This window comes from Phytohabitans flavus (assembly GCF_011764545.1).
Lineage (GTDB): Bacteria > Actinomycetota > Actinomycetes > Mycobacteriales > Micromonosporaceae > Phytohabitans > Phytohabitans flavus.
Map to the genome: position 1 here is coordinate 5,725,013 of NZ_AP022870.1, position 25,066 is coordinate 5,750,078.

Annotated in this window: 21 protein-coding genes and 5 pseudogenes; 13 read left to right on the forward strand and 13 right to left on the reverse strand. The window is 70.9% G+C overall.

Features of this window, described 5'->3' with window-relative positions; translation table 11 throughout:
- Nucleotides 1-3 precede the first annotated feature (3 nt).
- The 4 genes and pseudogenes from Pflav_RS25025 to Pflav_RS25040 all read left to right on the forward strand — a co-directional run bounded on the left by Pflav_RS25025 (nucleotide 4) and on the right by Pflav_RS25040 (nucleotide 4,987).
- Nucleotides 4-1,763 (forward strand): annotated as a pseudogene (locus Pflav_RS25025) (DEDD exonuclease domain-containing protein).
- A 106-nt stretch (nucleotides 1,764-1,869) separates the two neighbouring features.
- Nucleotides 1,870-3,632 (forward strand): annotated as a pseudogene (locus Pflav_RS25030) (RelA/SpoT family protein).
- Between the two features lie 21 nt (nucleotides 3,633-3,653).
- Entirely contained in the window at nucleotides 3,654-4,175 is a 522-nt protein-coding gene (locus Pflav_RS25035) for an NUDIX domain-containing protein (protein ID WP_232071885.1), read from the forward strand.
- Nucleotides 4,172-4,987 carry a nucleotidyltransferase family protein gene (locus Pflav_RS25040; protein WP_173038690.1) on the forward strand — a complete coding sequence of 272 codons (816 nt, stop codon included), beginning with the start codon at nucleotides 4,172-4,174 and terminating at the stop codon, nucleotides 4,985-4,987. Before Pflav_RS25035 ends, Pflav_RS25040 begins: the two co-directional genes overlap by 4 nt.
- Before the next feature lie 64 nt (nucleotides 4,988-5,051).
- Here Pflav_RS25040 and Pflav_RS25045 read toward each other — a convergent pair whose 3' ends face one another.
- Genes Pflav_RS25045 through Pflav_RS47610 form a run of 3 tightly spaced genes read right to left on the reverse strand, consistent with a single transcriptional unit; the run spans nucleotide 5,052 to nucleotide 9,306 of the window.
- Complete coding sequence (locus tag Pflav_RS25045; protein WP_173038692.1) at nucleotides 5,052-8,351, reverse strand: HAD-IC family P-type ATPase; 3,300 nt, start codon at nucleotides 8,349-8,351, stop codon at nucleotides 5,052-5,054.
- Nucleotides 8,348-9,121: a hypothetical protein gene (locus Pflav_RS25050; protein WP_173038694.1), complete on the reverse strand. Its 774-nt coding sequence runs from the start codon at nucleotides 9,119-9,121 to the stop codon at nucleotides 8,348-8,350. Before Pflav_RS25050 ends, Pflav_RS25045 begins: the two co-directional genes overlap by 4 nt.
- Before the next feature lie 50 nt (nucleotides 9,122-9,171).
- Nucleotides 9,172-9,306, reverse strand: a complete 135-nt coding sequence (locus Pflav_RS47610; protein ID WP_269474538.1) for a hypothetical protein — start codon at nucleotides 9,304-9,306, stop codon at nucleotides 9,172-9,174.
- Between the two features lie 84 nt (nucleotides 9,307-9,390).
- Between Pflav_RS47610 and Pflav_RS25055 the strand changes: the two genes are divergently transcribed.
- Genes Pflav_RS25055 through Pflav_RS25065 form a run of 3 tightly spaced genes read left to right on the forward strand, consistent with a single transcriptional unit; the run spans nucleotide 9,391 to nucleotide 10,874 of the window.
- The gene (locus Pflav_RS25055; protein WP_173038696.1) at nucleotides 9,391-9,753 is read left to right on the forward strand and encodes a hypothetical protein; all 363 of its coding nucleotides are present in this window, start codon (nucleotides 9,391-9,393) and stop codon (nucleotides 9,751-9,753) included.
- Between the two features lie 4 nt (nucleotides 9,754-9,757).
- The gene (locus Pflav_RS25060) at nucleotides 9,758-10,045 is read left to right on the forward strand and encodes an Lrp/AsnC family transcriptional regulator (RefSeq protein ID WP_173038698.1); all 288 of its coding nucleotides are present in this window, start codon (nucleotides 9,758-9,760) and stop codon (nucleotides 10,043-10,045) included.
- Nucleotides 10,035-10,874 (forward strand): alpha/beta hydrolase family protein, encoded by an 840-nt coding sequence (locus Pflav_RS25065; protein ID WP_173038700.1) that lies wholly within the window; start codon nucleotides 10,035-10,037, stop codon nucleotides 10,872-10,874. Before Pflav_RS25060 ends, Pflav_RS25065 begins: the two co-directional genes overlap by 11 nt.
- Here Pflav_RS25065 and Pflav_RS25070 read toward each other — a convergent pair.
- The 5 genes and pseudogenes from Pflav_RS25070 to ctaE form a co-directional block, all read right to left on the reverse strand.
- Nucleotides 10,864-11,187 (reverse strand): annotated as a pseudogene (locus Pflav_RS25070) (bifunctional 5,10-methylenetetrahydrofolate dehydrogenase/5,10-methenyltetrahydrofolate cyclohydrolase); the annotation flags it as partial. The gene Pflav_RS25065 and the pseudogene Pflav_RS25070 overlap by 11 nt on opposite strands.
- Nucleotides 11,188-11,278: 91 nt before the next feature.
- Entirely contained in the window at nucleotides 11,279-12,898 is a 1,620-nt protein-coding gene (gene qcrB, locus Pflav_RS25075) for a cytochrome bc1 complex cytochrome b subunit (protein ID WP_173038702.1), read from the reverse strand.
- Complete coding sequence (qcrA, locus tag Pflav_RS25080) at nucleotides 12,895-13,983, reverse strand: cytochrome bc1 complex Rieske iron-sulfur subunit (RefSeq protein ID WP_173038704.1); 1,089 nt, start codon at nucleotides 13,981-13,983, stop codon at nucleotides 12,895-12,897. Before qcrA ends, qcrB begins: the two co-directional genes overlap by 4 nt.
- Nucleotides 13,980-14,822 carry a cytochrome bc1 complex diheme cytochrome c subunit gene (gene qcrC, locus Pflav_RS25085; RefSeq protein WP_173038706.1) on the reverse strand — a complete coding sequence of 281 codons (843 nt, stop codon included), beginning with the start codon at nucleotides 14,820-14,822 and terminating at the stop codon, nucleotides 13,980-13,982. Before qcrC ends, qcrA begins: the two co-directional genes overlap by 4 nt.
- Before the next feature lie 57 nt (nucleotides 14,823-14,879).
- Nucleotides 14,880-15,478 (reverse strand): annotated as a pseudogene (gene ctaE / locus Pflav_RS25090) (aa3-type cytochrome oxidase subunit III).
- A gap of 107 nt (nucleotides 15,479-15,585) precedes the next feature.
- On the opposite strand from ctaE, the gene Pflav_RS25095 reads away from it, so the two are divergent.
- The 3 genes from Pflav_RS25095 (at nucleotide 15,586) to trpD (ending at nucleotide 18,087) form a co-directional block, all read left to right on the forward strand.
- Nucleotides 15,586-16,482 (forward strand): cytochrome c oxidase assembly protein, encoded by an 897-nt coding sequence (locus tag Pflav_RS25095; protein WP_173038708.1) that lies wholly within the window; start codon nucleotides 15,586-15,588, stop codon nucleotides 16,480-16,482.
- Nucleotides 16,483-16,587: 105 nt separating this feature from the next.
- A complete protein-coding gene (locus Pflav_RS25100) occupies nucleotides 16,588-16,983 on the forward strand; it encodes a helix-turn-helix domain-containing protein (protein ID WP_173038710.1) in 396 nt (131 codons plus the stop codon).
- A 54-nt stretch (nucleotides 16,984-17,037) separates the two neighbouring features.
- Nucleotides 17,038-18,087, forward strand: coding sequence for an anthranilate phosphoribosyltransferase (gene trpD / locus Pflav_RS25105; RefSeq protein ID WP_173038712.1), 1,050 nt, complete (start codon nucleotides 17,038-17,040; stop codon nucleotides 18,085-18,087).
- A gap of 629 nt (nucleotides 18,088-18,716) precedes the next feature.
- Here the strand turns inward: trpD and Pflav_RS25110 are convergent.
- Nucleotides 18,717-19,139 (reverse strand): cytochrome c oxidase subunit 4, encoded by a 423-nt coding sequence (locus tag Pflav_RS25110; RefSeq protein ID WP_173038713.1) that lies wholly within the window; start codon nucleotides 19,137-19,139, stop codon nucleotides 18,717-18,719.
- A gap of 10 nt (nucleotides 19,140-19,149) precedes the next feature.
- The gene (ctaC, locus tag Pflav_RS25115; protein ID WP_415624333.1) at nucleotides 19,150-20,058 is read right to left on the reverse strand and encodes an aa3-type cytochrome oxidase subunit II; all 909 of its coding nucleotides are present in this window, start codon (nucleotides 20,056-20,058) and stop codon (nucleotides 19,150-19,152) included.
- A gap of 54 nt (nucleotides 20,059-20,112) precedes the next feature.
- Here ctaC and Pflav_RS25120 point away from each other — a divergent pair.
- Nucleotides 20,113-21,265 (forward strand): annotated as a pseudogene (locus tag Pflav_RS25120) (cysteine desulfurase family protein).
- A complete protein-coding gene (locus tag Pflav_RS25125; RefSeq protein WP_173038715.1) occupies nucleotides 21,262-21,489 on the forward strand; it encodes a sulfurtransferase TusA family protein in 228 nt (75 codons plus the stop codon). The pseudogene Pflav_RS25120 and the gene Pflav_RS25125 overlap by 4 nt, the downstream one beginning before the upstream one ends.
- A gap of 9 nt (nucleotides 21,490-21,498) precedes the next feature.
- Here Pflav_RS25125 and Pflav_RS25130 read toward each other — a convergent pair whose 3' ends face one another.
- The 3 genes from Pflav_RS25130 to Pflav_RS25140 form a co-directional block, all read right to left on the reverse strand.
- Nucleotides 21,499-22,473 (reverse strand): carbohydrate kinase family protein, encoded by a 975-nt coding sequence (locus tag Pflav_RS25130; RefSeq protein ID WP_173038717.1) that lies wholly within the window; start codon nucleotides 22,471-22,473, stop codon nucleotides 21,499-21,501.
- A 179-nt stretch (nucleotides 22,474-22,652) separates the two neighbouring features.
- A complete protein-coding gene (gene erpA, locus Pflav_RS25135; RefSeq protein WP_173038719.1) occupies nucleotides 22,653-23,021 on the reverse strand; it encodes an iron-sulfur cluster insertion protein ErpA in 369 nt (122 codons plus the stop codon).
- A gap of 40 nt (nucleotides 23,022-23,061) precedes the next feature.
- Complete coding sequence (locus Pflav_RS25140; protein WP_232071886.1) at nucleotides 23,062-23,514, reverse strand: MarR family winged helix-turn-helix transcriptional regulator; 453 nt, start codon at nucleotides 23,512-23,514, stop codon at nucleotides 23,062-23,064.
- A 174-nt stretch (nucleotides 23,515-23,688) separates the two neighbouring features.
- On the opposite strand from Pflav_RS25140, the gene Pflav_RS25145 reads away from it, so the two are divergent.
- The gene (locus Pflav_RS25145) at nucleotides 23,689-25,026 is read left to right on the forward strand and encodes an MFS transporter (protein ID WP_232071887.1); all 1,338 of its coding nucleotides are present in this window, start codon (nucleotides 23,689-23,691) and stop codon (nucleotides 25,024-25,026) included.
- Nucleotides 25,027-25,066 lie beyond the last annotated feature (40 nt).

The window sequence follows — 25,066 nt, forward strand, 5'->3', positions numbered from 1 at the left end:
CGGATGTCGTACCTGTGTTCTACCGTGCCGCGCGTGACGAATGTGGACTACGTGCAGGGCACGCTCGACACCCTGCTCGACGATCCCGCCGCCCTCTCCCTGCGCGAGACCACGTTCGTCGTCGTCGACCTGGAGACCACCGGCGGGGCGCCGGACGGTGGCGGCATCACCGAGATCGGCGCCGTCAAGGTGCGCGGTGGCGAGGAGCTGGGCGTGCTCGCCACGCTGGTCAACCCGGGGGTGCCGATCCCGCCGTTCATCACCGTGCTGACCGGCATCACCCAGGCGATGACCTTCGAGGCGCCGCCGATCGAGCGGGTGCTGCCCAGCTTCCTGGAGTTCATGCGGGATGCCGTGCTTGTCGCGCACAACGCGTCGTATGACGTGGGCTTCCTCAAGGCGGCCTGCGCCAAGCACGGCTACCGCTGGCCCAACCCCAAGGTGCTCGACACGGTCGCGCTGGCCAGGCGGGCGATGACCCGCGACGAGGTGCCCAACCACCGGCTCGGCACGCTGGCCGCCCACTTCCACACCGTCCGCCAGCCCACCCACCGGGCGCTCGACGACGCGCAGGCCACGGTGGAGGTGCTGCACGCGCTGATCGGCCGGTTGGGCAGCTTCCGGGTGCACACGGTGGGCGACGCGATCGAGTTCGCCAAGGCGGTCACCCCCACTCAGCGGCGCAAGCGTCACCTGGCCGAGGGACTGCCGCACGTCCCGGGGGTGTATATCTTTCGGGCCGGCGACGGCCGCCCCCTCTACGTCGGCACGTCCGGCGACATCGCGACCCGGGTGCGCAGCTACTTCACCGCTGGCGAGAAGCGGGCCCGGATCTCCGAGATGCTGGCCGCGGCCGAGACGGTGGAGCCGGTCGAGTGCGCCCACTCGCTGGAGGCTGAGGTCCGCGAGCTGCGCCTGATCGCCGCGCACGCCCCGCCGTACAACCGGCGGTCCAAGTACCCCGAGCGGGTCGTCTGGCTGAAGCTCACCGCGGAGGCCTACCCCCGCCTGTCCCTGGTCCGCGCGGTGGCCGAGCCGGAGGCGGCGTACCTCGGACCATTCAGCTCGCGGCGCTCGGCCGAGCTTGCCGCGGCCGGGGTGCACGACGCGGTGCCGCTGCGGCAGTGCACGCTGCGCCTCTCGACGCGCACCAAGACGGCCGCCTGCGCGCTGGCCGAGTTGGGCAAGTGCCCCGCGCCGTGCGAGCACCGGATCTCCACAGCGGAGTACCTGGAGCGGGCCGCCATGCCATTCCGGGACGCGATCACGGGCGACCCCGGGCCGCTCGTCGACCCGCTGCTGGCGCGTATCCGCAAGCTTTCCGAAGCTCAGCGGTACGAGGAGGCGGCCGTGGTCCGTACCCGCATGGCGGCCCTGCTCAGGGCGACCGTGCGCATGCAGCGCCTCTCCGGGGTGACCGGCATCGCCGAGCTCGTCGCGGCCCGCCGCCACAGGTCGACCGGTGGGTGGGAGCTGGCGATAGTGCGGCACGGGCGGCTCGCCGCGGCCGGCGTGTCACCCCGCGGGTGCACCCACGGTCCACGATCGACATGCTCCGGCTCACCGCCGAGACCGTGGTCGAGCCCACCGCGTCCACTGAGGAGAGCGAGCGGATTCTGTCCTGGCTGGAGCGGCCGGACACCCGTCTGGTGCAAATGTCCGCTGGTTGGGCGTCACCCGTCCGAGGGGCAGCGCGCCTTCGTGATCTTCTCATTCGCGCCGAAAAGGCGGCTTCCGGTAAAGACTCGACCGAAAGCTCATGAGTAAGTAACCATTCGTACTACCGAGACTCACTTAGGCTGTTAGGCAAGTGCATTCCTGGGAGCCAACGCCCGGTTTACGGCATGACCGCGTGAGGGAGGTGTCTCGGTGGACGTCGACGCCGGCCACGGCGCCGCAATCGGACGTGCCCTGCCGACACAGACATCCGACCTTCCCCTCGCGACTCGGTTGCGTTCCTACCTGTCGTGGAGTTCGTCCTCCGACGACGACCCGGTGACGGTGCTGGCCAGGACCCACCGCACCATCCACCCGTATGCCGACGCCGGCGTGCTGCGGCGCGGCTACGCGATCGCGGAAAACATGCACCGGGGGCAGTTCCGCAAGAGCGGCGAGCCCTACATCACCCACCCGCTCGCCGTCGCGCAGATCTGCGCCGAGCTGGGCATGGACACCATCACGCTGGTCGCCGCCCTGCTGCACGACACCGTCGAGGACACGACGTATACGTTGCAGGCGCTCGACGGCGACTTCGGCCCCGAGGTGGCCCACCTGGTCGACGGCGTGACCAAGTTCGACAAGTCGTTCTACGGCAAGGCGGCCGAGGCCGAGACCATCCGCAAGATGATCGTCGCGGCCGGCAAGGACGTGCGGGTCCTGATCATCAAGCTCGCCGACCGCGTGCACAACATGCGTACGCTCGACGCCCGCTCCCCGCCTCCCGCGCCCGCATCGCGCGGGCCACGCAGGAGGTGCTGGTCCCGCTCTGCGACCGGCTCGGCATCCAGGCGCTCAAGCGCGAGCTCGACGACATCGTGCTGATGCACCTCCACCCGGAGGAGTTCGAGCGGATCGACCACCACGTGCGCAACCGCCCCGACTGGGCGGGCTACCTCGACACGGTCGTCTCCGACGCCCGCGTCACGCTCAAGCGCGGCAAGGTCACGGCAAACGTCGCGCCCCGCCCACGGCACTACTACTCGATCTGGAAAGACACCGTGGCCGGCAGTCACCGCGTCCCGTTCGACCTGCCCCGCATCGCGGTCGTGGTCGACGGACCGGAGGGTGACTGTTACGCGGCCCTCGGCGCGATCCACGGTCAGTGGCGGCCGGTGCCGGGCCGGTTCAAGGACTTCATCGCCTCCCCCAAGAACAACCTGTACCGCTCGCTGCACACCACCGTCATCGGGCCGGACGAGCGCACGGTCGAGGTGCTGATCCGCACGGAGTCGATGCACCGCGCCGCGGAGTACGGGGTAGCCGCCAACTACCGGTACAAGCGCCCGTCGGACCACAACGAGTCGGTGCGCCTCGACGAGCTGGCCTGGCTGCGGCGGGTGCTCGACTGGGAGCAGGAGGCGGCCGACGCGGCCCAGTTCCTCCACTCGCTGCGGTGTGACCTCTCCGAAGCGCAGATCCTCGTCTTCGCCGACGGGCGGCAGGTGCTGCTGCCGGCCGGCGCCACCCCGGTCGACCTGGCCTACGAGCTGTCCGCCGAGACCGGCGACCACTGCCTCGCCTCGAAGATCAACGGTCGTCTCGCCCCGCTCGCCTCCGAGCTACAGGACGGCGACGTGGTGGAGATCTTCACCGAGGCCGCGCACGGGCCGCAGCGCGAGTGGCTCGACTTCGTCAAGTCGCCGCACGCGCAGATGCAGATCAACCGGTGGTTCGCCGACCACGAGGAGCCGGGCATCAGCATCACCGACAAGGTGCGGCTGGGCCGGGCGACGATCGGGCTGGCGCTACGCAAGCACAACCGCGGCCTCGCCAGCGAGATGCCGCTGCGCACGCTCGCCGACGACCTCGGCTACCCCGACCTGGAGACGATGCTCGTCGCGGTGGTCGACCGGACGATCTCCCCCGACGACGTCGTCGACCAGCTGATCGCCCTTGTCGATCGGCGCGAGTAGACACCCGGCTAGCCTGGCAAAGTGAAAGCCATACGCGCCGCTACCTACGGAGTGTTCTACCGGCTGCCCGTCGGCATGCGCCGGTGGATCGTGCGGCGGGCCGTCCCCAAGTACGTGGTGGGAGCCGTCTGCCTGGTCCGCGACTCTGATGCTGACGGCGAGCGGCTGCTGCTGCTCCGCCAGCCGCCCGGTCGCGGGTGGAGCCTGCCGGCCGGCCTGCTGGAGCGGCGCGAGGCGCCGATCGTGGGCGCGGCCCGCGAGCTTGCCGAGGAGTCCGGCATCAGGCTGCGGCCGGAAGAGCTTCGCCCTGCGGTGCCCAACGCCATCGTCCACGCGCGGGGTTGGGTCGACGTCGTCTTCGAGGCCTCCGTGCCGGCGTCCACGACGACCCTCGAGGTGGACGGCGCCGAGGTCTACGAGGCCGCCTGGCACCGCCTCGACGACCTGCCCAAGCTGACCCGGGCCACGGCCAAGCTGCTCGCCTACTACGGCATCGGCCCGCTCACCGACCAGCCCGGCCCGTGGGCAGCGCTGAAGCCGTGAGTGACGTCTGCGCGGTGATCCTGGCCGCCGGCGAGGGCCAGCGGCTGCGCCCGCTCACCGCCCACGTGCCCAAGGCGCTCTGCCCGGTCGGCAACGTCCCGCTCCTCGACCACGCGCTCGCCCGCGTCGCCCGGCTCGGCTTCGCCGATCCGGCCACGGTCGCGGTCAACGCCAGCTACCTCGGTGACCAGGTGGTCGCCCACGCCGGAGGGCGGGCGCACGTCTCACCCGAAGAGCACCCATTGGGTACGAGCGGCGGGGTGGGCAAGCTCCGGACCTGGATCGACGGCCGGGGCGCGCTGGTGGGTAACGCCGACGCCTACCTCGCCGGTCCCGGGGCGGATCCCGGGGTGCTGCTGGACGGCTGGGACGGCGAGACGGTGCGCCTCTTCGGGCAGCCCGCGCCCGGCCAGCCGTACGGCTTCGCCGGCCACCGCTTCGCCGGCTTCTCGCTGCTCCCCTGGCGGTACGTACGCGACCTCACGCCCGAGCCCGCCGAGCTCGTACGCACGGTGTGGCGGCCGGCCGAGGCCGAGGGCGCGCTCGAGGTCCTGACGTTCACCGGCACGTTCCTGGACACCGGCACGCCCCGCGACTACCTCGCGGCAAACCTGCACGCCGCCGGCGGCGGCACCCTGATCGCCGAGGACGCAACGGTAACCGGTCCGGTCGGTCCCGCGGTGGTCGGCGCCGGCGCGGTCGTGGAGGGCGCACTGACCCGAGCGGTCGTCTGGCCAGGCGGCTACGTAGCCCCGGACGAGCACCTAGTAGACGCAATCCGCGTGGGCCGCACCCTGACAGTCCCCAGTTGATCAGGGAGTTGGTGGGCGTGTCGGCTGGTGTGTCGCTCCATCAAGTCCCTGATCAACTGGGGGACTAAGCGACCGCGCGGAGGGGCGGTCGGCCGGCGGGAGGCCTGCCGCCCGAGGCAGCCGGCACCCGTTCGTCCGAAGCGGGCTGCGGCCTTTCCTCCGAAACGGGCTGCGCCCCCTCCTCCGCCGCGGGCGCAGGACCGTCGTCCGAGGCCGGCGGGGGGCCGTCACCGGTGCCAGCGGGAGGACCGGCCGGCTTGGGGCGGGATGACAGCCACCAGGCTATGACCGCGGCGGCGACGGTGGTGCCCAGCGCGATGCCCCAGCCGCCCGGGCCGAGCGGCGACGAGCCCAGGAGCTGGCTCAGGCCAGGAATCTGTACGGCGGCGGCCAGCAGCAACAGCGAGGCCACGCAGGCGGTGGCCACGACCTTGTCGAGGCGGCCGGCCACGATGGTCTGGCCGAGCTGGGCACCGACCATGGCGACAAGCGCCACAGTGGACGTGTTCATGAGCGGGCCGGTAAACCGGGCGAGCGTCCAGGCCACGGCCGTCGCCGCCGCCGTGATCACCGCGCGCTGCCGGATGTCCCGGTTGAGTGCGGGTCCGAGCGAGGCGTCCGGGCCCTCGGCCAGCAGTGCTTCGGCCGTCGCCCCAGCTGGCGGCCGGGCGGCCAGCGCCAGCGCCGGTACGACGTCCGTCAGCATGTTGACCAGCAGCAGCTGCCGGGTGTTGAGCCCCGGGCCGCCGAGGATGCCGGCACCCACCGTGAAGCCGACCTCGCCAAGGTTGCCGCCGAGCAGCAGGGCCAGCGCGTCCCGGACCGACGACCAGAGGATGCGCCCCTCAACGACCGCGTCCACGACGGTCTCGATCCGGTCGTCCGTCACCACCACGTCAGCCGCGTCGCGGGCGGCCGGTGTGGCGCGCGAGCCGAGGGCGACGCCCACGTTCGCGGCGCGGATGGCCGGCGCGTCGTTGGCGCCGTCGCCGGTGACCGCGACGATCTGGCCGGCACGGCGCAGGAGGCGTACGAGGCGGACCTTCTGCGCCGGCGCCGTACGGGCGAACACCGTGACGTGCGGCAGGATCTCGGTCAGCTCGTCGTCGTCCATCCCGTCGATGTCTTCGCCGCTGAGCACCCGGCCGCCGTTCAGGAGGCCGAGCTCGTCCGCGACCGACTCGGCGGTGCTCGGGTGGTCGCCCGTCACCATGACGACCCGGACGCCCGCACGCAGCAGCTTCGCCACCGCCTCGGCCGCGGCCGGGCGCACCCGGTCCGCAATACCGACGAAGCCCAGGAACCGCAGCTCTCCGAGGCGCTCTTCGTCCAATGTGTAGTCGTCCGGCACCGAGTTCTCGGCGACCGCGAGCACCCGGTAGCCGCGCCGAGCCAGCCGGCCGGCCGCCTGGGTCAGCTCCTGCCGCGCCTCGTCGTCCAGCGGCTCGACGGTGCCGCCCACCAACCGGGACGTGCACCGGCCCACGACGATCTCCGGTGCGCCCTTGACGCTGACCACCTGCCCGTTCCCGGTGGTACCCGTGACCGCGTGCAGTCCCCGCCGTGGCTCGAAGGGCAGCTCCTGCTGCCGGTCCCAACCGGACAGTCCGTCGTGGACGGTCACGCCGGACTCCTGGCCGCCACCGGCCACCGCGCGGTCGGTGGGGTGCGGCAGGCGCTTGCCGGTACGGTGCGCCGGCGTGGCTCGCAGCGCCGCCGCCAGCACCCCGCGCAGGCCCTGCGGCAGCGCGTCCGGGTCGCCCTCGTCGGCGCCGTCGGTGACCACGCGCAGTTGTAGCCGCCCCTCGGTGAGGGTGCCGGTCTTGTCGAAGCAGAGCGTCTGCACTCGGCCGAGCGACTCCAGCGTGCCGGGGTTGCGCACGAGTACGCCGCGACGAGACAGCCGCCGCGCGGCGGCCAGCTGGGCGACGGTGGCCACGGACGGCAGCCCTTCCGGCACGGCCGCCACCGCGAGCGAGATCGCCGGTGACAACGCCTGGCTCATCGGCTGCCCGCGCAGCAGGTTGGCCAGCAGCAGCAGTATGCCGGCACCGACCGACAGCGGCAGGGCCTGGCGGGTCAGCTGGCCCAGCCGGTCTTGTACCGCACCCGGCCTCGGCGGATGGGCAAGGCTCTCCGCCCTGCGAGCCTCCGTGTCCGGCCCGGCCGCCACGACGATGGCGAGGCCGTGACCGGCCGCGACGGCCGTTCCTTCGTAGACCATGCTCACCCGGTCGGCCGGTACGCGCGCGGCGCTCGGCTGGGCCGTCTTCGTCACCGGCAGCGACTCGCCGGTCAGGTTGGCCTCGTCCATCTCCAGCCCGACCGCCTCGACGATCCGGCAGTCGGCCGGCACCGCGTCCCCGGCCCGCAGCTCGACCACGTCACCCGGTACCACTTCCTCGATCGGCACCGTGACCCGCTCGCCGTCCCGCAGCAGCGGTACCGGCACGGATGCGTGGCGGGCCAGCTGCCGTACCGCGCGGTCGGCGCCGAGCCGCTGGACCCCACCGACGATCGAGTTTATGAGCACCACGCCGGCGATCAGCGCGGCGTCCAATGTGGACCCGACAGCGGCGGAGAGGCCGGCGCCAGCCGCGAGGGCTGGCGTCAGTGGGTTGGCAAGCTCCTCCGCGACGGCGCGGCCGAGGCCTGGCGTATCGGGCTCGACCTCGGCCCGGTCCGGCTGCCGCTCGGCCGCCTCCTTCTTGCCCAGCCCTCGGGGCGACGAGCGGAGCCGGGCGAGTACCTCGCGCACAGGTATCGCGTGCCAGGGGTTGCGATCCACCGGGCGCGGCGGCCGCATGCGTACCACCGGGTCGGCGTGCCACACGCCGAGGGCGATGCCACCCAGCGCGGCCACGTTCGAGGCGATCAGGGCGTTGCGGGCGCCCATGGGGCCGGCGAGCCCGAGCACTGTCGCGGCGACGCTCTCGTAGACGGCGATGCGCGCACCCGATGCGGCGGCTTGGCGGGCGGCGGGGACCGCGCTCAGCAGCTGTACCACGTCGGCGAGACTCGGTCCGCAGACCAGGTGGCCGAGGCCGCGGCGGGCCGGGGTCACCGGGCCCCGGCCGATCACCGCGATACCGACGTCGGCGGCGGCGTGTGCGCTCCGGCCATGGCCGGCGACCAGGACGACACCCTTGCCGTCCCGCTCCAGCTGGCGGAGGGAGGCGGTCAGGTGTACGCCGCCTGGGAGGGCGCCGGTCACCTTGAGCCGGCGGTCGAGGCGGCTGGAGATGCCGGCGACGTAGACATCACCGACACCGGCGGCCGCGGAGACCATCGCCTCGGCGTACGGGTCCAGCTCGGTGACGAGCCGCACGTCGGCCACCGCGCGGTCGTGGTGGAAGAGCGTCACCGTGTACCGCTCGCCGCGCTCACCCGGTGCGATGCGCCAGCCGTGCCGCTGCCGCTCCTGGGAGGGTCGGCCGGGTCGAGGAGTTCGAGCGCGCGGGCGTGCAGGTCCGCGTCGTCGAGGTCCGGCTCGACACCGTTCGGCACCACCTCGTCGATCATCCACCGGCCGGTGACGAGTACGCCGGCCTCGACCACGACGGTGTTCACCCGGTCGAGCCGCCGCAGCGCCTCCCGGTCCTGCACCACGACGCCGTGCTCGGAGACGCACCGGCCGAGGCGGGCGCCGAACGACTCCTTCGCCAGCCGCGCGGGCTTCGGCGTGGTGGCGGCGAGGGCGGCCACGGAAAGCTGGGGCGAGGCGGCGAGCAGTGCGCCGGCCGTAGCACCAAGGCCGATGGTGGCCGCGCGCGAGGCGTACCGCTCGACCGGCCCCTCGGCCAACGGGCGGGGCCGGTCGTGGCTCTCTTCCTGCTCCTCCTCGTCCTCGTCCAGCACGGGCGCGTCGTCGGCGAACAGATCGCCCGCCCGCCGGGCCCACGCCGCCGCCCGGGCCCGCGCCTCCGTGAGCCGCTGCACGCGATGCACGGCATCGACCATCAGCCCCACCGGCTGTCCGGCCAGCGCGCCGAGCGCCGCCTCGCCGGCCGCCACGACAGGTTCCGACCACGTGGGCCCGAGCCTGGAACGGACCGCCGAGCGCAACTGCGGCACGTTCACGGCGGCCGAGATGAGTGCCGGTACGGCAGCGGGCAGCCGCGCCATCCTGGTCACGCCGCCCGCGACCGCGACGCCCGCACCGGTCAGGTTCAGACCCAGCGCGATCAGCTCGGTGGTGACGGCTGTCGGGGGTCGTCCGGTCTCTTGTGCCCTTCGGCGGACCGGTCGACCGCGGCGAGGAGGCGGGACGTCTGGTTGAAGGGAACGATGCGCGAGAGCAGGGCGGTGGGGCGATGCATGCCCGCTCCGATACCCCTCGCCTTAAAAACAAACCTCGTCAGGGCGACTTGACGTCAGGGTGCCTTGACGACATAGTGGGGTGCATGTCGACGCCGGACGAGCTGGAGCGCCAGCACACCCTGCATACCGCCGTGGCCCGCTACGACACTCTCCGTACCCGCGACGCGCTGGCCTCGCCGAACGAGGAGGGTGAGCCGCCCGCGGCACCGCCCCTGTCGAAAGAGGAGGCGCTGGAGATGCTCGCGCTTGGCGAGCTGATCGCGCGCAAGGCGGGCTACGGGCGCCAGCTCGGCGTGCGTTCGGCGCGGTCGGCCGGCGCCTCCTGGTCGCAGATCGGTGCCGCCCTCGGCACCACGAAGCAGTCGGCCTGGGAGGCGCACGCCCGTTGGCTCGACGAGCAGGGCGCCGGAGGGATGACGAGCCGGCCACCGATGCCGATAGGGTAAGCGCGTGATCACCGCGATCGTCCTGATCGACTGCGCCACCGACTCGATCCCCGAGGTGGCCGAGACCCTGGCCAACCTGCCCAACGTCAGCGAGGTCTACTCGGTCGCCGGCCACGTCGACCTCATAGCGATCGTGCGCGTGCGGGAGTACGAGCAGATCGCCGAGGTGATCGCCGGGTCCATCAACAAGACACCCGGCGTGATCGACACCGATACCCACATCGCGTTCCGCGCCTACTCGAAGCACGACCTGGAGGGCGCGTTCGCAATCGGCCTCGACGATGCCGACTGAGGAGGAATACCTCCAGGAGCACCTCGACCGCGGCTCCGACCGCCTCGGCCTCCAGATCTATCCGGAGCCCGATGGCGTCGAAAACGCTCCGGTTGTCGTGGTCTGGCCGGCCATGGGTGTGCGCGGCCGCTACTACCGGCCGCTGGCCGCGTCACTCCGAAGGGCCGGGCTGGCCGTCGTCGTGGCCGACCTGCGCGGCACCGGTGCCAGCACGCCGCCACCCAGCCGCTCCTCCCGGTATGGGTACGCGGACCTGGCCGCCGACATCGGCGCGGTGCAGGAAGCGCTGAAGCCGAGGCTGGACGGCCGCCGCAGGCTTGTGCTCGGCCACTCGCTGGGCGGCCAGGCGGCCCTGCTGCACCTGGCGCTGAGCTCCGGCGACTCCGACTTGGACGGCGTAGTGCTGGTGGCGGTCGGCCTCCCCTACTGGCGCACGTACCCGGGCCGCCGCCACGCCGTGCTGGCGATGACCCAGGTGATCGGCGCCACCGGCACGCTGCTGCGGGTCTGGCCGGGGTGGGGCTTCGGCGGCCGGCAGGCGAGGGGCGTGATCCGCGACTGGGCGTACACGGCACGGACCGGCCGCTTCCCCCACCTCGACGGCCTGGACGTAGAGGCGGCGCTGCACGGTGTACGCACGCCGGTGCTGGCCATCAGCGTCGACCACGACCAGTACACGCCGCACGAGACGGTCGACCACCTGTGCGCCAAGCTGGAGTCCGCCCCGGTCACCCGCGAGCGCCTCACGATCGCCGGCGCCGACCACTTCACCTGGGTCCGGTCCGCGGACGGTATCGCCGCGCGGGTCGCGCAGTGGTCTAAGGCCTGATCCCCGAGGCGCGTTCGGCCGCGCGGACCGCGTTGCGGAAGAGCATCGCGACCGTCGTGGGGCCGACGCCGCCGACCCGGGGCGTGATGGCGCCGGCGACCTCGGTACAGGCCTCGTCGACGTCCGGCAGGAGGCGGCGCCCGGCGTACCGCACTCCCGCCCCGATGACCACCGCACCCGGCCGCACGTGCTCGGGCTGGACGATGCCGGGCACACCGGCGGCCGCGACGAGGATGTCGGCCCGCCGGGTGTACCGGGCCCAGTCAGGTACGCCGGTGTGCACGACGGTGACGGCCGCGTTGGCGGTGGGCCTCACACCGAGCCGGCCCGGAAATGCGGAGGGTGAGACGGAAGAGGCCGCGGCCCGCTGATGCGGACCGCGGCCTCGTACCGCTTGGTGACCCTTACTTGGTGATCTCCTCGCGCTTCGACTTCGGCTCGACCGGCGGGTGGCCGGGCGAGACCGGGGCCTCGGCCGGCTTTTCGATCGGGAAGAAGAAGCCGCGGATCGCCGGGGCGAGCGCGCCAAGCCGGTTCATCTTCTTCGGGACGACCCAGCCCGCGTACTCCAGGTGGCCGTGTCCCTCGTCGTCGACCGGCGCGAGCGGCTGGTGCACCTCGATGAAGCGCCCATCCGGGAGCCGGCGGATGATGCCCGTCTCCACGCCGTGTGCCAGCACCTCGCGGTCGTGCTGCTGGAGGCCGAGGCAGATCCGGTACGTGATGTAGTACGCCAGTGGCGGCGCCAGCAGCAGGCCTATGCGGCCGGCCCAGGTCATCGCGTTCAGGCTGATGTGGAACTTGTCGGCGATGACGTCGTTGCCACCGGAGAGCGTCAGGACCAGCCAGAACGCGATCGCCATCGCGCCGAGCGAGGTGCGCGCGGGCACGTCGCGCGGGCGCTGGAGCAGGTTGTGCGAACGGTAGTCCTTGGTCAGCCTGGCCTCGATGAACGGATAGGCCATCGGCAGGACCGTCAAGAGCCCAGGCAGCACCACCGTCGGCCAGAAGATCGGTGGGACGGTATAGCCCTCACCCCAGCCCCATAGGTCGAAACGTAGCTCCCATGCCGGGAAGAGCCGCGTCGAGCCGTCGAGGAACATGACGTACCAGTCGGGCTGGCTGGCCGCCGAGACCGTGTACGCCTCGTACGGGCCGAAGAGCCAGATCGGGTTGATCTGGAAGAGACCGCCCATCAGCGCGATGACGCCGAAGACGATCATGAAGAAGCCGCCCTGCTTGATCGTGTACCGCGGCACGAAGCGCTCGCCGACCACGTTGTGCTCGGTGCGCCCCGGGCCCGGCCACTGGGTGTGCTTCTGCTTGAAGACAAGGCCCAGATGGACGCTGATCAGCGCGAGCAGCGCGAGCGGGATGAGGAACACGTGCGCGATGTAGAACCGGCTCATGATGACGTGGCCGGGGAACTCGCCGTTGAAGATCGACGTAGTGACCCACGAGCCGATCACCGGGATCGACAGCATGATCGCCGAGGCGATCCGCAGGCCGGTGCCGGAGAGCGCGTCGTCCGGCAGCGAGTACCCGGTGAAGCCGTTCAGGAAGCCCAGCCAGAAGAGCGTGAGTCCGATGATCCAGTTGGTCTCGCGCGGCTTCCGGAACGCCCCGGTGAAGAAGATCCGGAACATGTGCACCACGATCGCGGCCACGAAGGTCAGCGCCGCCCAGTGGTGCATCTGGCGCATGATCAGGCCGCCGCGCACGTCGAACGACAGGTTGAGGCTGGACGCGTATGCCTCGGACATGTGCACGCCGCGCAGCGGCGCGTAGCTGCCGTCGTACGTCACCGTCGTGAGCGACGGGGTGTAGAAGAACGTCAGGAACGTACCGGTCAGGATCAGCACGATGAACGAGAAGAGCGCAATCTCGCCGAGCAGGAACGACCAGTGGTCCGGGAAGACCTTGTTGAGGATGCTGCGCAGCGGCGTGGCCGCCTGGAACCGCTCGTCCAGCCCGCCGGCCACCTTGCCAGGTACCGCGTTGACGTCTACCTTTCGGCGCTTCATGGCCGCTCCCAAAATGCTGGCCCAACAGCCACCTTGTAGTCGGCCGTGGCCACGAAGAAACCTTCCTCGTCCACCGTGATGGGCAGCTGGGGCAGGCTACGCGTGGCGGGACCGAAGATCGGTCGGGCGTTGTCGGTAATCAGGAACTGCGACTGGTGGCACGGGCAGAGCAGCCGGTTGGTCTGCTGCTCGTAGAGGCTGGCCGGGCAGCCCGCGTGGGTGCAGATCTTCGAGAATGCCACGAAGTTTCCCCACTGGGCGCCCACGTTGATCGGCTTGGCGTCGGCGCGGGTCTTCTCCGCGTCCTTCGTCCGCAGGTGGATCAGGAGCGTGGGAGAGTCGGCGTGCTCGTTGGTCGCGCCGTCCGGGATACCCGGGAAGACCGTCATCTGGCCGCCCACGCTCACGTCCTCGGGGCGGATCGGCGTGCCGTCCTCGCGGGTGAGGCGCACCAGCTTGCCCCCGTTTTCGGCCGGGTCCCAGCCCGTACGGAAGAGGATGCGCTCCTTGGTCGGGTCCTTGATCAGGCCACCGATGAGCGGGGCGGCGGCCACCAGGCCGACCGGCGCGAGGCCGGCCAGTGCGGCCAGGCCGAGCCACTTGCGGCGCTTGATGCCCAGATCGTCCACCATGTACGCCAGCGTCTCGCCGGTCAGCTTGCGCTCTTGCCGGTCGGACGGGCCGTCGTGGCGGTCCTGGATCGCGATCTCTCGCGGCATGAGCTTCTTGCCCCAGCTCAGGATGCCGAAGCCGATGCCGAACAGCGCGATGCCGAGGGTGAGCCCGAGCAGCGGCGTGTAGAGCTTGCTGCTGTTGGCGCCCAGCTCGTACCGCCACGGCCACAAGATGTAGATGAGCATGAAGGCGGTCGCCGCCACACCGGTGATCAGGAAGAGCAGCGCCACCGTGCGGACCGTCCGGCGCTCGGCCTTGGTGCCCGGTATCGGGAACGGGTCCTCGTAGTGAACGATCTCGATGCCGTCCCGCCGCGCGCCCTCGCGGACGATCTCGAACCGCGACAGCCGCGGGTCGTCGATGTCGACCTCGTCCCGGTCGACGTCGTGGCCGTGTGTATCCGTGGTCATGACTTCCCCGCAATCCAGAGGGCCGTGAACACCAGCAGGACGATGCCGACCAGGAAGATCGCGAGACCCTCGGTCACCGGACCGAAGCGGCCAAGGCCCCAACCGCCCGGGTCCCTGTCCTGCTTGAGGGACTCCTGAACGTAGGAGATGATCTCCTTCTTCTGGTCCGGCGTGAGCTGGTTGTCACCGAAGACCGGCATGTTCTGCGGGCCGGTCAGCATGGCGGCGTAGAGCTGTTTGTCGGTGGCCTCGCTGAGCGACGGCGCGTACTTGCCGGACGACAGGGCGCCGCCGCCACCGCCGAAGGCGTGGCACGACGAGCAGTTGATCCGGAAGAGGTTGCCGCCGCGGGCGATCGTCTCCTCGTCGCCCTGCGGCGCGCGCAGGCCGCCCTCGGGGACCTGCGGGCCGCCGCCGAGCTCCTGGATGTACTGGGCCAGCTGGCGGGTCTGGTCGTCATCGAACATCGCGGGCTTGCGCGGCGCCTGCGCCTCTTGCCGCGCCATCGGCATGCGGCCGGTGCTGACCTGGAACTCGACCGCCGCCGCGCCCACGCCGATCAGGCTCGGCCCGCGGTCCGGCACGCCCTGCGCGTTGCGACCGTGGCAGCTGATGCAGCTCTGGTCGAAGAGCGCCTTGCCCTCTTCGGCCGCGGTCGACAACTGCGGCGTGTCGTCGGCCGACAGGCCAGGGGCGAAGACGGCGTACACACCGCCGGCGAGCGTCAGCGCGAGGGTGAGGCGCACCACCGTGCCCAGGCGCCGCCGCACCCGGCCGCGCGGTTGTGACCGCCTGCGGCGCAGCCGCGCCATCAGGCCGCCGGGGGTGTCAGAAGTCATGCCAGATGTCCTTCATAACTATGGGACGAACCAAGCGGGCGGGACGTGACGACCTGTTCACTGCAAGAGGTAGATCATCGAGAACAGCGCGATCCAGACGACGTCGACGAAGTGCCAGTAGTACGAGACGACGATCGCCGAGGTGGCCTGCGCCGGCGTGAACCGGCCCATCGTGGTGCGGGCCATGAAGATGAGGAACGCCACAAGGCCACCGCTCACGTGCAGGCCGTGGAAGCCGGTGGTCAGGTAGAACATCGACCCGTAGCCGTCCTCGTTGATCTTCACGCCCTCGTGCACGAGCGTGCGGTACTCGTTGGCCTGGCCCAGCACGAAGATGAGGCCCAGCACGAACGTGAGGGTGAACCAGCGGCGTAGCGAATGCACGTCGCCCCGCTCCGCGGCGAAGACGCCGAACTGGCAGGTCACCGACGACGCGACAAGGATCAGCGTGAACGTCGTCGCGTACGGCAGGTTGAGGATCTCGGTGTGCTTCTCCCACTGCTCGGGGCAGCCGCGCGGATCGAGAAGTACATCGCGAAGAGCGCCGCGAAGAACATGAGCTCGCTGGAGAGCCACACGATGGTCCCGACGCTGACCATGTTGGGGCGCGTCAGCGAGTGGATCCGGCTCTTGTCAATTGCTGAGGCCGCTGTCACGCGGTCATTATCGCCACCTCGTAGTACGACGTTGCGTCGGGGTCACCTACGACGGCGTGTCGTGGGTCGGTGGCACCCCGCCGACCTGCGTGGCCTAGCCTCGAAGGGTGGTCCCCTTCACCGTTTCGTCCGTCTTCACCGAGGCCAGCGTCGACAGCTGGATCGCGGTGGTGCTGGTGGTGGCGGCCGGTCTGTACCTGTACGGCGTGCACCGCCTGCGGGCCCGCGGCGACCAGTGGCCGCTGTCCCGCACGCTGCTGTTCATCGGTGCCGGGCTCGGCTCGATCGCCGCGGTGACGGTGAGCGGGCTGCACGCGTACGACACGACGCTGGTGTCCGTGCACATGGTGCAGCACATGGTGCTCTCGATGGTCGCGCCGATCTTCCTCGCCCTCGGCGCCCCGATCACCCTCGCGCTGCGCGTGCTGCGCGGTGCGCCCCGCAAGCGGCTGCTGGCGGTGGTGCACAGCCGGTTCGCCCGCGTCATGTCGTTCCCGCTGGTGGCGTACGCGCTCTTCGTGGCCAACCCGTTCGTGCTCTACTTCACCGGCCTGTACCGGCTGACGCTGGAGAACTGGTTCGCCCACGAAGTGGTACACGCGCACTTCATCCTCACCGGCTGTCTGTTCTTCTGGCCGCTGCTCGGCCTCGACCCGCTGCCGGGCCGGTGGCCGTACCCGGGCCGGGCGCTGCTCATGGTGCTGTCTGTGCCGTTCCACACGGTGCTGGGGCTGACCATCATGCAGAGCACCACGCTGCTCGGCGGTGACTGGTACCCGTCGCTCGGCCTCTCCTGGGTCGACCCGTGGAGCGACCAGAAGGTCGCCGGCGGCATCCTGTGGGCCGGTGGCGAGTTCGTATCGGTCACGATGATCGGCGTGCTGCTGCTCCAGTGGTTCAAGCAGTCCGAGCGGGAGGCGCGGCGCATCGACCGCGAGCTGGACCGTCAGGAGGCCGCGGCGGCCGCCGCGGCTGCCCGTACCGCGGCCGAGGGCGCCGCCTGACGGCGGGTACGATCAGGCCGCAGCTACATCGTCTCGTTGGCACTGGTCCTCGTCAGGCGGGCCGGCCAGACGAGGACCAGCGCGGGTAAGAAGTGTGGGAGCGCGATGACCGACCGTACGTACACCGTCCTGCTCTACAGCGACGACCCTCAGGTGCGCGACCGCATGCGGCTCGCGATCGGGCCGCGGCCGGCGGCCGATCTGTCGGTGGAGTTCGTCGAGGCCAGCGACTACGCGGAGTGCGTGCGCCTGGTCGACGACTACGAGATCGACCTGATGGTGCTGGACGGCGAGGCCACCCCCGGCGGCGGCATCGGCATCGCCCGCCAGATCAAGGACGATCGCGAGGACGCGCCGCCGACCTGCGTCGTGATCGCTCGGGCAGCCGATCGCTGGCTCGCGGCGTATGCGGAGGTCGACGCGACCCTGCTGCACCCGCTGGACCCGGTGACCACCGGGCAGACCGTCGCCGGGCTGCTGCGTTCGCACGCCGCCGCCTGACGTTCACTGCGCCCTGCCGTCAGGTGGGGCGAGGGACCTAACCTGGAGGCCTCCGTGGGCGAGCGGACCTGGCCCAACCTGATCTCCGCGCTGCTGCGCGCCGAGGAGCTGTCGACCGCCGACACCGCCTGGGCGATGGGCGAGATCATGAGCGGTTCGGCGACGCCGGTGCAGGTCGCCGGCTTCGCCACGGCGCTACGTGCCAAGGGCGAGACCCCGGCCGAGCTGAATGGCCTGGTGGAGACCGCGCTGGCCAACGCCGCGGTGGTCGACCTGCCCGAGGAGGTACGGGCCGACGCCGTCGACGTCGTCGGCACCGGTGGCGACCGCGCTCACACGGTGAACATCTCCACGATGACCGCGATGGTGGTCGCCGGCGCCGGGGTGCGTGTGGTGAAGCACGGCAACCGCGCCGCCTCCTCCGCATGCGGCGCCGCCGACCTGCTGGAGTTCCTCGGCATTCCACTCGACCTGGGCCCGGAGCAGGTGGTGCGGTGCGTGACCGAGGTCGGGATCGCCTTCTGCTTCGCCGCGCGGTACCACCCCGGGATGCGCCACACCTCGGTGCCGCGGCGCGAGCTGGGCGTCCCCACGATCTTCAACTTCATGGGCCCGCTCACCAACCCGGCCCGCCCGCGTGCCGGCGCCGTGGGCTGCTTCGACACCCGCATGGCCCCCGTGATGGCCCAGGTGTTCGCCCAGCGCGGCGACTCGGTGCTGGTCATGCGGGGCGAGGACGGCCTGGACGAGTTCAGCACGGCCGCGCCCACGCGGGTGTGGGCGGTTCGCGGCGGTACGGTCACGGAGATGGTCCTGGACGCGGCCGACCTGGGCATCGCCCGCTCCGCGCCCGGCGACCTGCGGGGCGGTGACGCCACGTTCAACGCCGACGTCACCCGACGCCTGCTGGCCGGCGAGACCGGCCCGGTCCGCGACGCAGTGCTGGTCAACGCCGCCGCCGCGCTGGCCGCCCACGCCGGCCTGCCGGGCGACCCGCTGGAGGCGATGCGGGGCGCCCTGTCCCGCGCCGCCGAGAGCATCGACACAGGCGCCGCCGCCAAGGCCCTCGACCGCTGGGTAGAGCTAGCCCAGTCCCTCGCCTGACCCACGACGGCGGCGGCTCGGGTAGCCGCGAGTCCGACGCGAAAGAACGCTGCCTCGTCTCCTGCGTGTCGACCGAGCGCTTGGTCGCCGACCACGGCAGCCAAAGAAATCGACTTGAGCTACCGCGATGTCCGCGGTGGTCCGGACCGCTGCTCCCGCAGCCTCACCCTCCGCCGTTCACAACCCAGCCCCGGCCGGCACGGCCGGGGTTGAGGCCGCGGTCCACCCGGCGCACTCGATACGCAGAACCGGCCGCGCCGAGCAAGGCGATGGTCGTGCATGGCTGGCTCTGCCGGAGGGGCAGGGCCTTGATCGGTAGGCGCTCTGGTCGTCCGTGTCGAAAAATTGCCCCTGGAGGGGTAATTTTTCGACACGGACGAAGCGCGACGCGGCGCCGCTTGCGGCGATCAAGGGGAATCCGAAGCCATCGGCTTGATCGGCGTCTCTTGTCTGGGGTTGCGACCCGTCAGCGTGGGTCGAGGGCCTCCGGCCCCCGGCCCCGAAAGATCTCTAGATCTTTCGGGAGGTCGTGCACCGCGATGGGTGAGGCCGCGGGAGCAGCGGTCCGGACCACGACGGACGTCGCGGTAGCTCAAAGCCCTGTCTTGGATCGAGATCTCTAGAGATCTTTAGTGCTCGGCGGTGCGGCGGGTGCCCGTGTAGTACTCGAACAGCAGGCCGCATGTCGCGGCGGTCACCGCGATGAGGCCGGCCGCGATCAGCCAGACCATCCAGAACACAAGCCCCAGCCCAGCCACGGTCGCGGCGAGCGCCAGGCCGAACGGCCAGTAGCTGCCCGGGCTGAAGAAGCCGATCTCGCCCGCGCCCTCGGAGATCTCGGCGTCCGGCCGGTCCTCCGGGCGCGGGTCGATGCGGCGGGAGACGAACCAGAAGAAGCCGCCGCACATCGTGGTGAGCAGGCCGGAGAGCAGCAGCGCGATCGTGCCAACCCAGTCGAGGTTCATGTCGTACCAGGTCCACCACGCGTACACCGCGCAGGCGATGAACAGGAACACCGACACGATGCCGAAGATCTTGTACTCGGTCTTCATCGCGCAGTCCTCATTCTCCGCCGGACGGGTTGAAATTCGACGCGGTGCGCTTGGTGTCGAACGGCTCGGTCTTCGTCGCCAACGGCTCCTCGCCAATCGACTGGAGCGCCTCCTGCGTCGTGGCGCCGTCCCGCTTGGCCTGGAGGAACCGCTGGTACTTGTCCGGCGACACCGCGCGCAGCTCGAAGTTCATCATCGAGTGGTACGTGCCGCACAGCTCCGCGCACCGCCCGACATACGCACCCTCTTGGTCGATGCTCTCGACCTCGAAGACGTTGCGGACGTTGCCGGGGAAGACGTCGCGCTTGAAGAGCAGCTCGGGCACCCAGAAGGAGTGGATGACGTCCTTGCTGGTCTCCTCGAAGCGGATGCGCTCTCCGGTGGGGAGCACCAGCACCGGGATCACGTCGCTCGAGCCGAGCGTGGAAGCCACAGTGTTGGCGTGCTCACCCTCGCCGTCGCGGTAGTTGAACTGCCAGTTCCACTTGAACGCGACAACCTCGACGGTGACCTTCGGCTCGGCCTTGGTCTCGTCGACGTTCGTCTGCACGACCGCGGTGTAGTAGAAGAGCACGCACACGACCAGGATCGGAGCGATCGTGTAGAGGAACTCCATCGGCATGTTGTAGCGCGTCTGCACCGGCAGCTCGTCGCCCCGCTTGCGGTAGCGGATCACGCACCAGAAGATCAGGCCCCACACCAGGACACCGACGGCGAGAGCGGCGATGACCGAGCCAATCCACAGGTCATACATGCGGTTGGCCTGCGGCGTGACGCCACCCTCCGGCCAGCCGAAGCCAGCGAACGTCGAACCGACGTCACAGCCGCCGAGCAGGAACACCAGTGCCAGAGCGCCGGCGCCGAGCCCGGCAAGCCGGCCAGCCCGACCCGTCCGGCCGTGCGCACCCCTTGCGATCACCTGGTCCTGCCTCCCTAGCAGTGCCTTAGCGAGCACCCGGCACATTACTCGACCATGCATCTACTACACGTCGTGGGGGTGGGTAGCGTGGCTTCCGTGCAGGCCTTCTTCGACGCTGCCGCGGGCGCGCCCCTCCACCCGGTCGCACGCCAGGCGCTGCTCGCCGCCCTCGACGACGGCTGGGCCGACCCGGGAAAGCTCTACACGCGGGCCCGCCGGGCACGCCAGCTCCTCGACGCGGCGCGGGCCGCGACCGCCGAGATTCTGCGGGTACGGCCGGACGAGATCGCCTTCACCCCAAGTGGTACAGCCGCGGCGCGGTTGGCCATCGAGGGCACCCGGCGCGGGCGAGCGAGGGTGGGTCCGACCCTTGTGCACTCGGCGATCGAGCACTCCTCCGTGCTGTACGAGGCCGGCGAGGACGCGGTGAGCGTGCCCGTGGACCGGCTCGGCCGGCTCGACCTCGACGCCTGGCGCGCGGCGGTGAGCCGGGCGGCATCGCCCTCGCCGCGCTGATCAGCGCCAGCCACGAGGTGGGCACGATCCAGCCGGTGGCCGAGGCCGCCGAGGCGTGCGCGGCCCACGGGTACCCCTCTATGTGGACGCCTCCCAGTCGGTGGGGCACGTACCCGTACCCGATGGGTGGTCGCTGCTCACCGCGAGCGCCCGCAAGTGGGGCGGCCCGGCGGGCGTGGGGCTTCTTGTCGTGCGCAAGGGGACGCGGTGGGTCTCGCCGTACCCGGATGATGGCGGCCGGGACACGGGCCGCGACCTGCCCGCGATCGTCGCGGCCGCGGCGGCCCTGCGCGCCGTGACCGCCGAGCAGGAAGCCGAGGCGGCACGCCTGGCGCCGCTGGTCGACCGCATCCGGGCCGTGGTGGCCGCGACCGTGCCAGATGTCGAGGTGGTGGGTGACCCGGAGGCGCGGCTGCCGCACCTGGTCACGTTCTCCTGCCTGTACGTGGACGGTGAGGCGCTGCTGCACGCGCTGGACCGGCACGGGTTCGCGGTCTCGTCGGGCTCGTCGTGCACGTCGTCCACGCTGCGCCCGAGTCACGTCCTGGAGGCGATGGGAGTCCTGTCGCACGGAAACGTACGGGTCTCGCTGCACCGCCAGACGACGGAGGCCGAGGTGGACCGCTTCCTGGCTGAGCTGCCCGGCATCGTGGCCGACCTGCGCGCCGAGGCCGGAGTGGTCGGGCTGTGACGGAGCACGTGCTCGACTGCCTGGGCCAGCGGTGCCCGCTCCCGGTGATCGCGCTGGCCCGCCGCCTGCCCGAGGTCGAGGTGGGCGCGGTGGTACGCGTCCTCGCCGACGACCCGGCCGCGGCCAACGACATACCGGCCTGGTGCCGGATGCGCGGCCAGGAGTACCTGGGCGCGACGACCGTCGACGGCTCACCCGCCTTCGACGTGCGCCGCGCCCACTAGCGATCACGCTCAGGGCAGGTGCGGGCGGACCTCCTCGGCCGCCTCGTCGCCGTACGCCACCGCGAGGCGCTTGAGGAACGCGTCCGGCTTGATCTCGTACTCCTGGGGGCCGACGGTCTCCAGCACCAGCGCGGCGACCAGCGAGCCGACCTGGGCGGAGCGCTCCAGGCCCAGGCCCCACGAGCGGGCGGAGAAGAAGCCGGCGCGGAACCCGTCGCCGACGCCGGTCGGGTCCTCGGTGCGCACGTCCGGCACGACCGGCACGTGGATGCGCTCGATGTCGCGGCCGGTGATCTCGGCGCCGTCCTTGCCGAGCGTGGTGACCCGGATGCCGACCATGTCGAGCATCTGCTCGCTGGAGAGGCCGGTCTTGTTTTCCAGCAGCGACTTCTCGTAGTCGTTGGTGAGCAGGTAGGCGGCGCCGTCGATCAGCTTGGTCAGGTCGCTGCCGTCCATCCGGGCCATCTGCTGCGAGACGTCCGCGACGAACGGGTAGCCGCGCTCCCGGCACTCCTGCGAGTGGCGCATCATCGCGTCCGGGTCGTTCGGGCTGACCAGCACGAGGTCGAGGCCGCCCACGCGGTCGGCGACCGGGGCGAGCTCGATGTTGCGGGCCTCGCTCATCGCGCCGGCGTAGAACGACGCGATCTGGCACAGGTCGTTGTCGGTCGTGCAGACGAAGCGGGCGGTGTGAGCCACCTCACTGACGTGGACCGACTCGCAGTCGACGCCGTGCCGCTCCAACCACGAGCGATAGTCGGCGAAGTCGGCACCGACGGCTCCAAGCAGCACCGGGTGGAGGCCGAGCTGGGCCATGCCGAACGCGATGTTGGCAGCGATGCCACCACGACGCACGACCAGGTCGTCGACCAGGAACGACAGCGAGATCTTGTGCAACTGGTCAGCGATGAGCTGTTCGGCGAACCGGCCGGGGAAGTGCATCAGGTGGTCGGTGGCGATCGAGCCGGTAACGGCGATCTTCATAGCGCCCTCACGATCGGGTACGGGGTCGTGCAGTGCGCGGACAGCGTACCCACACCCGTATCCGTGCAGTTAGTCGTCCGATTGCTCGGTGGTAGGCCGCCGGACATTGCGCCGACACGCAACGGGGCCACCGGCGAACCGGTGGCCCCGTAAACGCAACGTGAGGGTCGGACGGTGACCTAGTGGAACGAGTCGCCGCACGCGCAGGAGCCCTGCGCGTTGGGGTTGTCGATCGTGAAGCCCTGGGCGTCGATCCGGTCGGCGAAGTCGATGGTCGCGCCGGACAGGTAAGGCGCGCTCATCCGGTCGACAACGACCTCGACACCGCCGAAGTCGCTGATCACGTCACCGTCGAGCGAACGCTCGTCGAAGAAGAGCTGGTAGCGCAGGCCCGAACAGCCGCCCGGCTGCACAGCGACCCGCAGCCGCAGGTCGTCGCGGCCTTCCTGCTCGATCAGGGCCTTGACCTTCTGCGCCGCGACGTCGCTGAGGACAACGGTGGTCGGGGCCTTGGCCTCGGTCGACTCGGCCTGCGTCGGAGTGGTCACTTGGATGTCTCCCTGTGCCGGTGCGGATAGTTCGTACTTATCAGGCAACGCTAGCCCGCTGGCCGGCGATTCCCAATGGGCTGCCCTTTGAGTCTAGGTGAGTTTCACCCCTGAGATCAGGGTCACCCAGAACCTCGCTGAGGACGGCACGCTGCGTGGGTCGGGCGGCCTCCTGCCGGTGCCGGCCCGCCTCGGTCAGCGCGACGAAGACCCCTCGCCGGTCCTGCTCGCACAGGGCCCGGCAGACCAGACCGTCGCGCTCGAGCCGGGCGACTGCCCGGGAAAGCGCACTCTGGCTGAGATGGACCTGCTCGCCGAGCTCCTGCATGCGGAGCTTGGCCTCTGCCGCGCCGGCCAACCGGTCGATCACCTCGAACTCGCTCATGCCCAGCCCGTGCCGCTCCTGAAGCTCGCGCTCCAGCGCACAGGAGGCGTCGTGGTAGCGCTGTGCGAGCGCGCGCCACGTCTCGACGACGCCGGGTTCCTCGGACACGCCGAAACTTTATCAGATGTGTGCTACCACATAATTTGCTTGTGCATTAGATGCACGCGCACGTAGTTTCCGGCCCATGGCTTCTACCGCAACGACCCCTGTCCCCGATTCGGCGGCCGCCGAGCTACCGGCGCAGCAGATGCGCTGGACTCCCCGGCTCTGGGGACGCTCCTCGTGCTCTGCGGCGCGCTCTTCCTCGACGGCCTCGACGTCTCGATGGTCGGCGTGGCCCTCCCGTCCATCCAGGCCGACCTCGGCCTCTCGAACTCCACCCTCCAGTGGGTGGTCAGCGGCTACGTGCTCGGCTACGGCGGACTCCTGCTCCTCGGCGGCCGCACCGCCGACCTCCTCGGCCGCCGCCGGGTATTCCTCTGGTCGATCGCGATCTTCGCGGTCGCCTCGCTCCTCGGCGGCCTCGTGAACGACCCCGCGCTCCTCGTCGGCACCCGCTTCGTCAAGGGCGTCGCGGCCGCCTTCACCGCGCCCGCCGGACTCTCGATCATCACGACCACCTTTCATGAAGGTCCCGCCCGCAACCGGGCGCTGAGCTTCTTCACCGCCTGCGGTGCGAGCGGCTTTTCAATGGGCCTGATCTTCGGCGGGCTGATGACCGAGGTGGGCTGGCGGTGGACCTTCCTCCTGCCGGTGCCGATCGCGCTCGCCGTGCTCGTCGCCGGGATCCGGCTCATCCCGTCGGACGTGCAGGAGAACATTCAAAAGCGGGGGTATGACATCGCCGGCGCGGCGACGGTCACCGGCGCGCTGCTCCTGCTCGTGTACGCCGTCGTGGAAGCGCCGGCGGCCGGCTGGCTCTCGGCCCGCACGCTCGGCTCGTATGCGCTGGTCGTGGCGCTACTGGCCGCGTTCGTGGCGATCGAACGGCGGGTCGCCCACCCGCTTGTGCGACTGGGCATCCTGCGCAACCGCCGGCTGGTCGGCGCCAACCTCGCCGCGCTGACCGTGACCGGCTCGTACTTCGGCTTCCAGTTCCTCGGCACCCAGTACGCCCAGGTGGTGCTGGGCTGGTCACCGTTGACGATGGCGCTGGCGTTCCTGCCCGGCGGGTTGATCGTGGCGTTCGGAGGGCCACGAACGGCCCGGCTGATAAACCGCTTCGGCACCGGACCGCTCGTGGTGGCCGGCCTGGCGTCGTTCATCACCGGGTACCTGCTGTTCCTGCGCATCGAGGGCGAGCCGCGGTACCTGGCTGTGATCCTGCCCACGATGCTGCTGCTGGGCCTCGGTTTCGCGTTCGCCTATCCCGCGCTCAACATCCAGGCGACCGCCGGTGTCGGAGATGACGAGCAGGGACTGGCGTCCGGTCTGGTGCAGGCGTCGTTCCAGATCGGGGGCGCGATCGTGCTGGCCGGGGTCAGCGCGATGATCGCCACCGCCCACCCGACCCCCGGCGCGGTACCGGACTCGTACTACCCCGCGATCTGGTTCGTCACCGGCGCCGCCGTGTTCGGCCTGGTGGTCGCGCTGCTCGGCGTCCGCCGGTCGCGCGCCTGACCGCGTTTCCCTGGGCGCCGGTGGCGGTTCGCCGCCGGCG

What these genes read in the sequence shown, in the direction of transcription:
- Pflav_RS47610 (WP_269474538.1), bottom strand. Translation starts at nt 9,306, where the DNA reads ATGCATCGCCCCACCGCCCTGCTCTCGCGCATCGTTCCCTTCAACCAG.
- Pflav_RS25055 (WP_173038696.1), top strand. Translation starts at nt 9,391, where the DNA reads ATGTCGACGCCGGACGAGCTGGAGCGCCAGCACACCCTGCATACCGCC.
- Pflav_RS25065 (WP_173038700.1), top strand. Translation starts at nt 10,035, where the DNA reads ATGCCGACTGAGGAGGAATACCTCCAGGAGCACCTCGACCGCGGCTCC.
- qcrB (WP_173038702.1), bottom strand. Translation starts at nt 12,898, where the DNA reads ATGAAGCGCCGAAAGGTAGACGTCAACGCGGTACCTGGCAAGGTGGCC.
- qcrA (WP_173038704.1), bottom strand. Translation starts at nt 13,983, where the DNA reads ATGACCACGGATACACACGGCCACGACGTCGACCGGGACGAGGTCGAC.
- qcrC (WP_173038706.1), bottom strand. Translation starts at nt 14,822, where the DNA reads ATGACTTCTGACACCCCCGGCGGCCTGATGGCGCGGCTGCGCCGCAGG.
- Pflav_RS25100 (WP_173038710.1), top strand. Translation starts at nt 16,588, where the DNA reads ATGACCGACCGTACGTACACCGTCCTGCTCTACAGCGACGACCCTCAG.
- Pflav_RS25110 (WP_173038713.1), bottom strand. Translation starts at nt 19,139, where the DNA reads ATGAAGACCGAGTACAAGATCTTCGGCATCGTGTCGGTGTTCCTGTTC.
- Pflav_RS25130 (WP_173038717.1), bottom strand. Translation starts at nt 22,473, where the DNA reads ATGAAGATCGCCGTTACCGGCTCGATCGCCACCGACCACCTGATGCAC.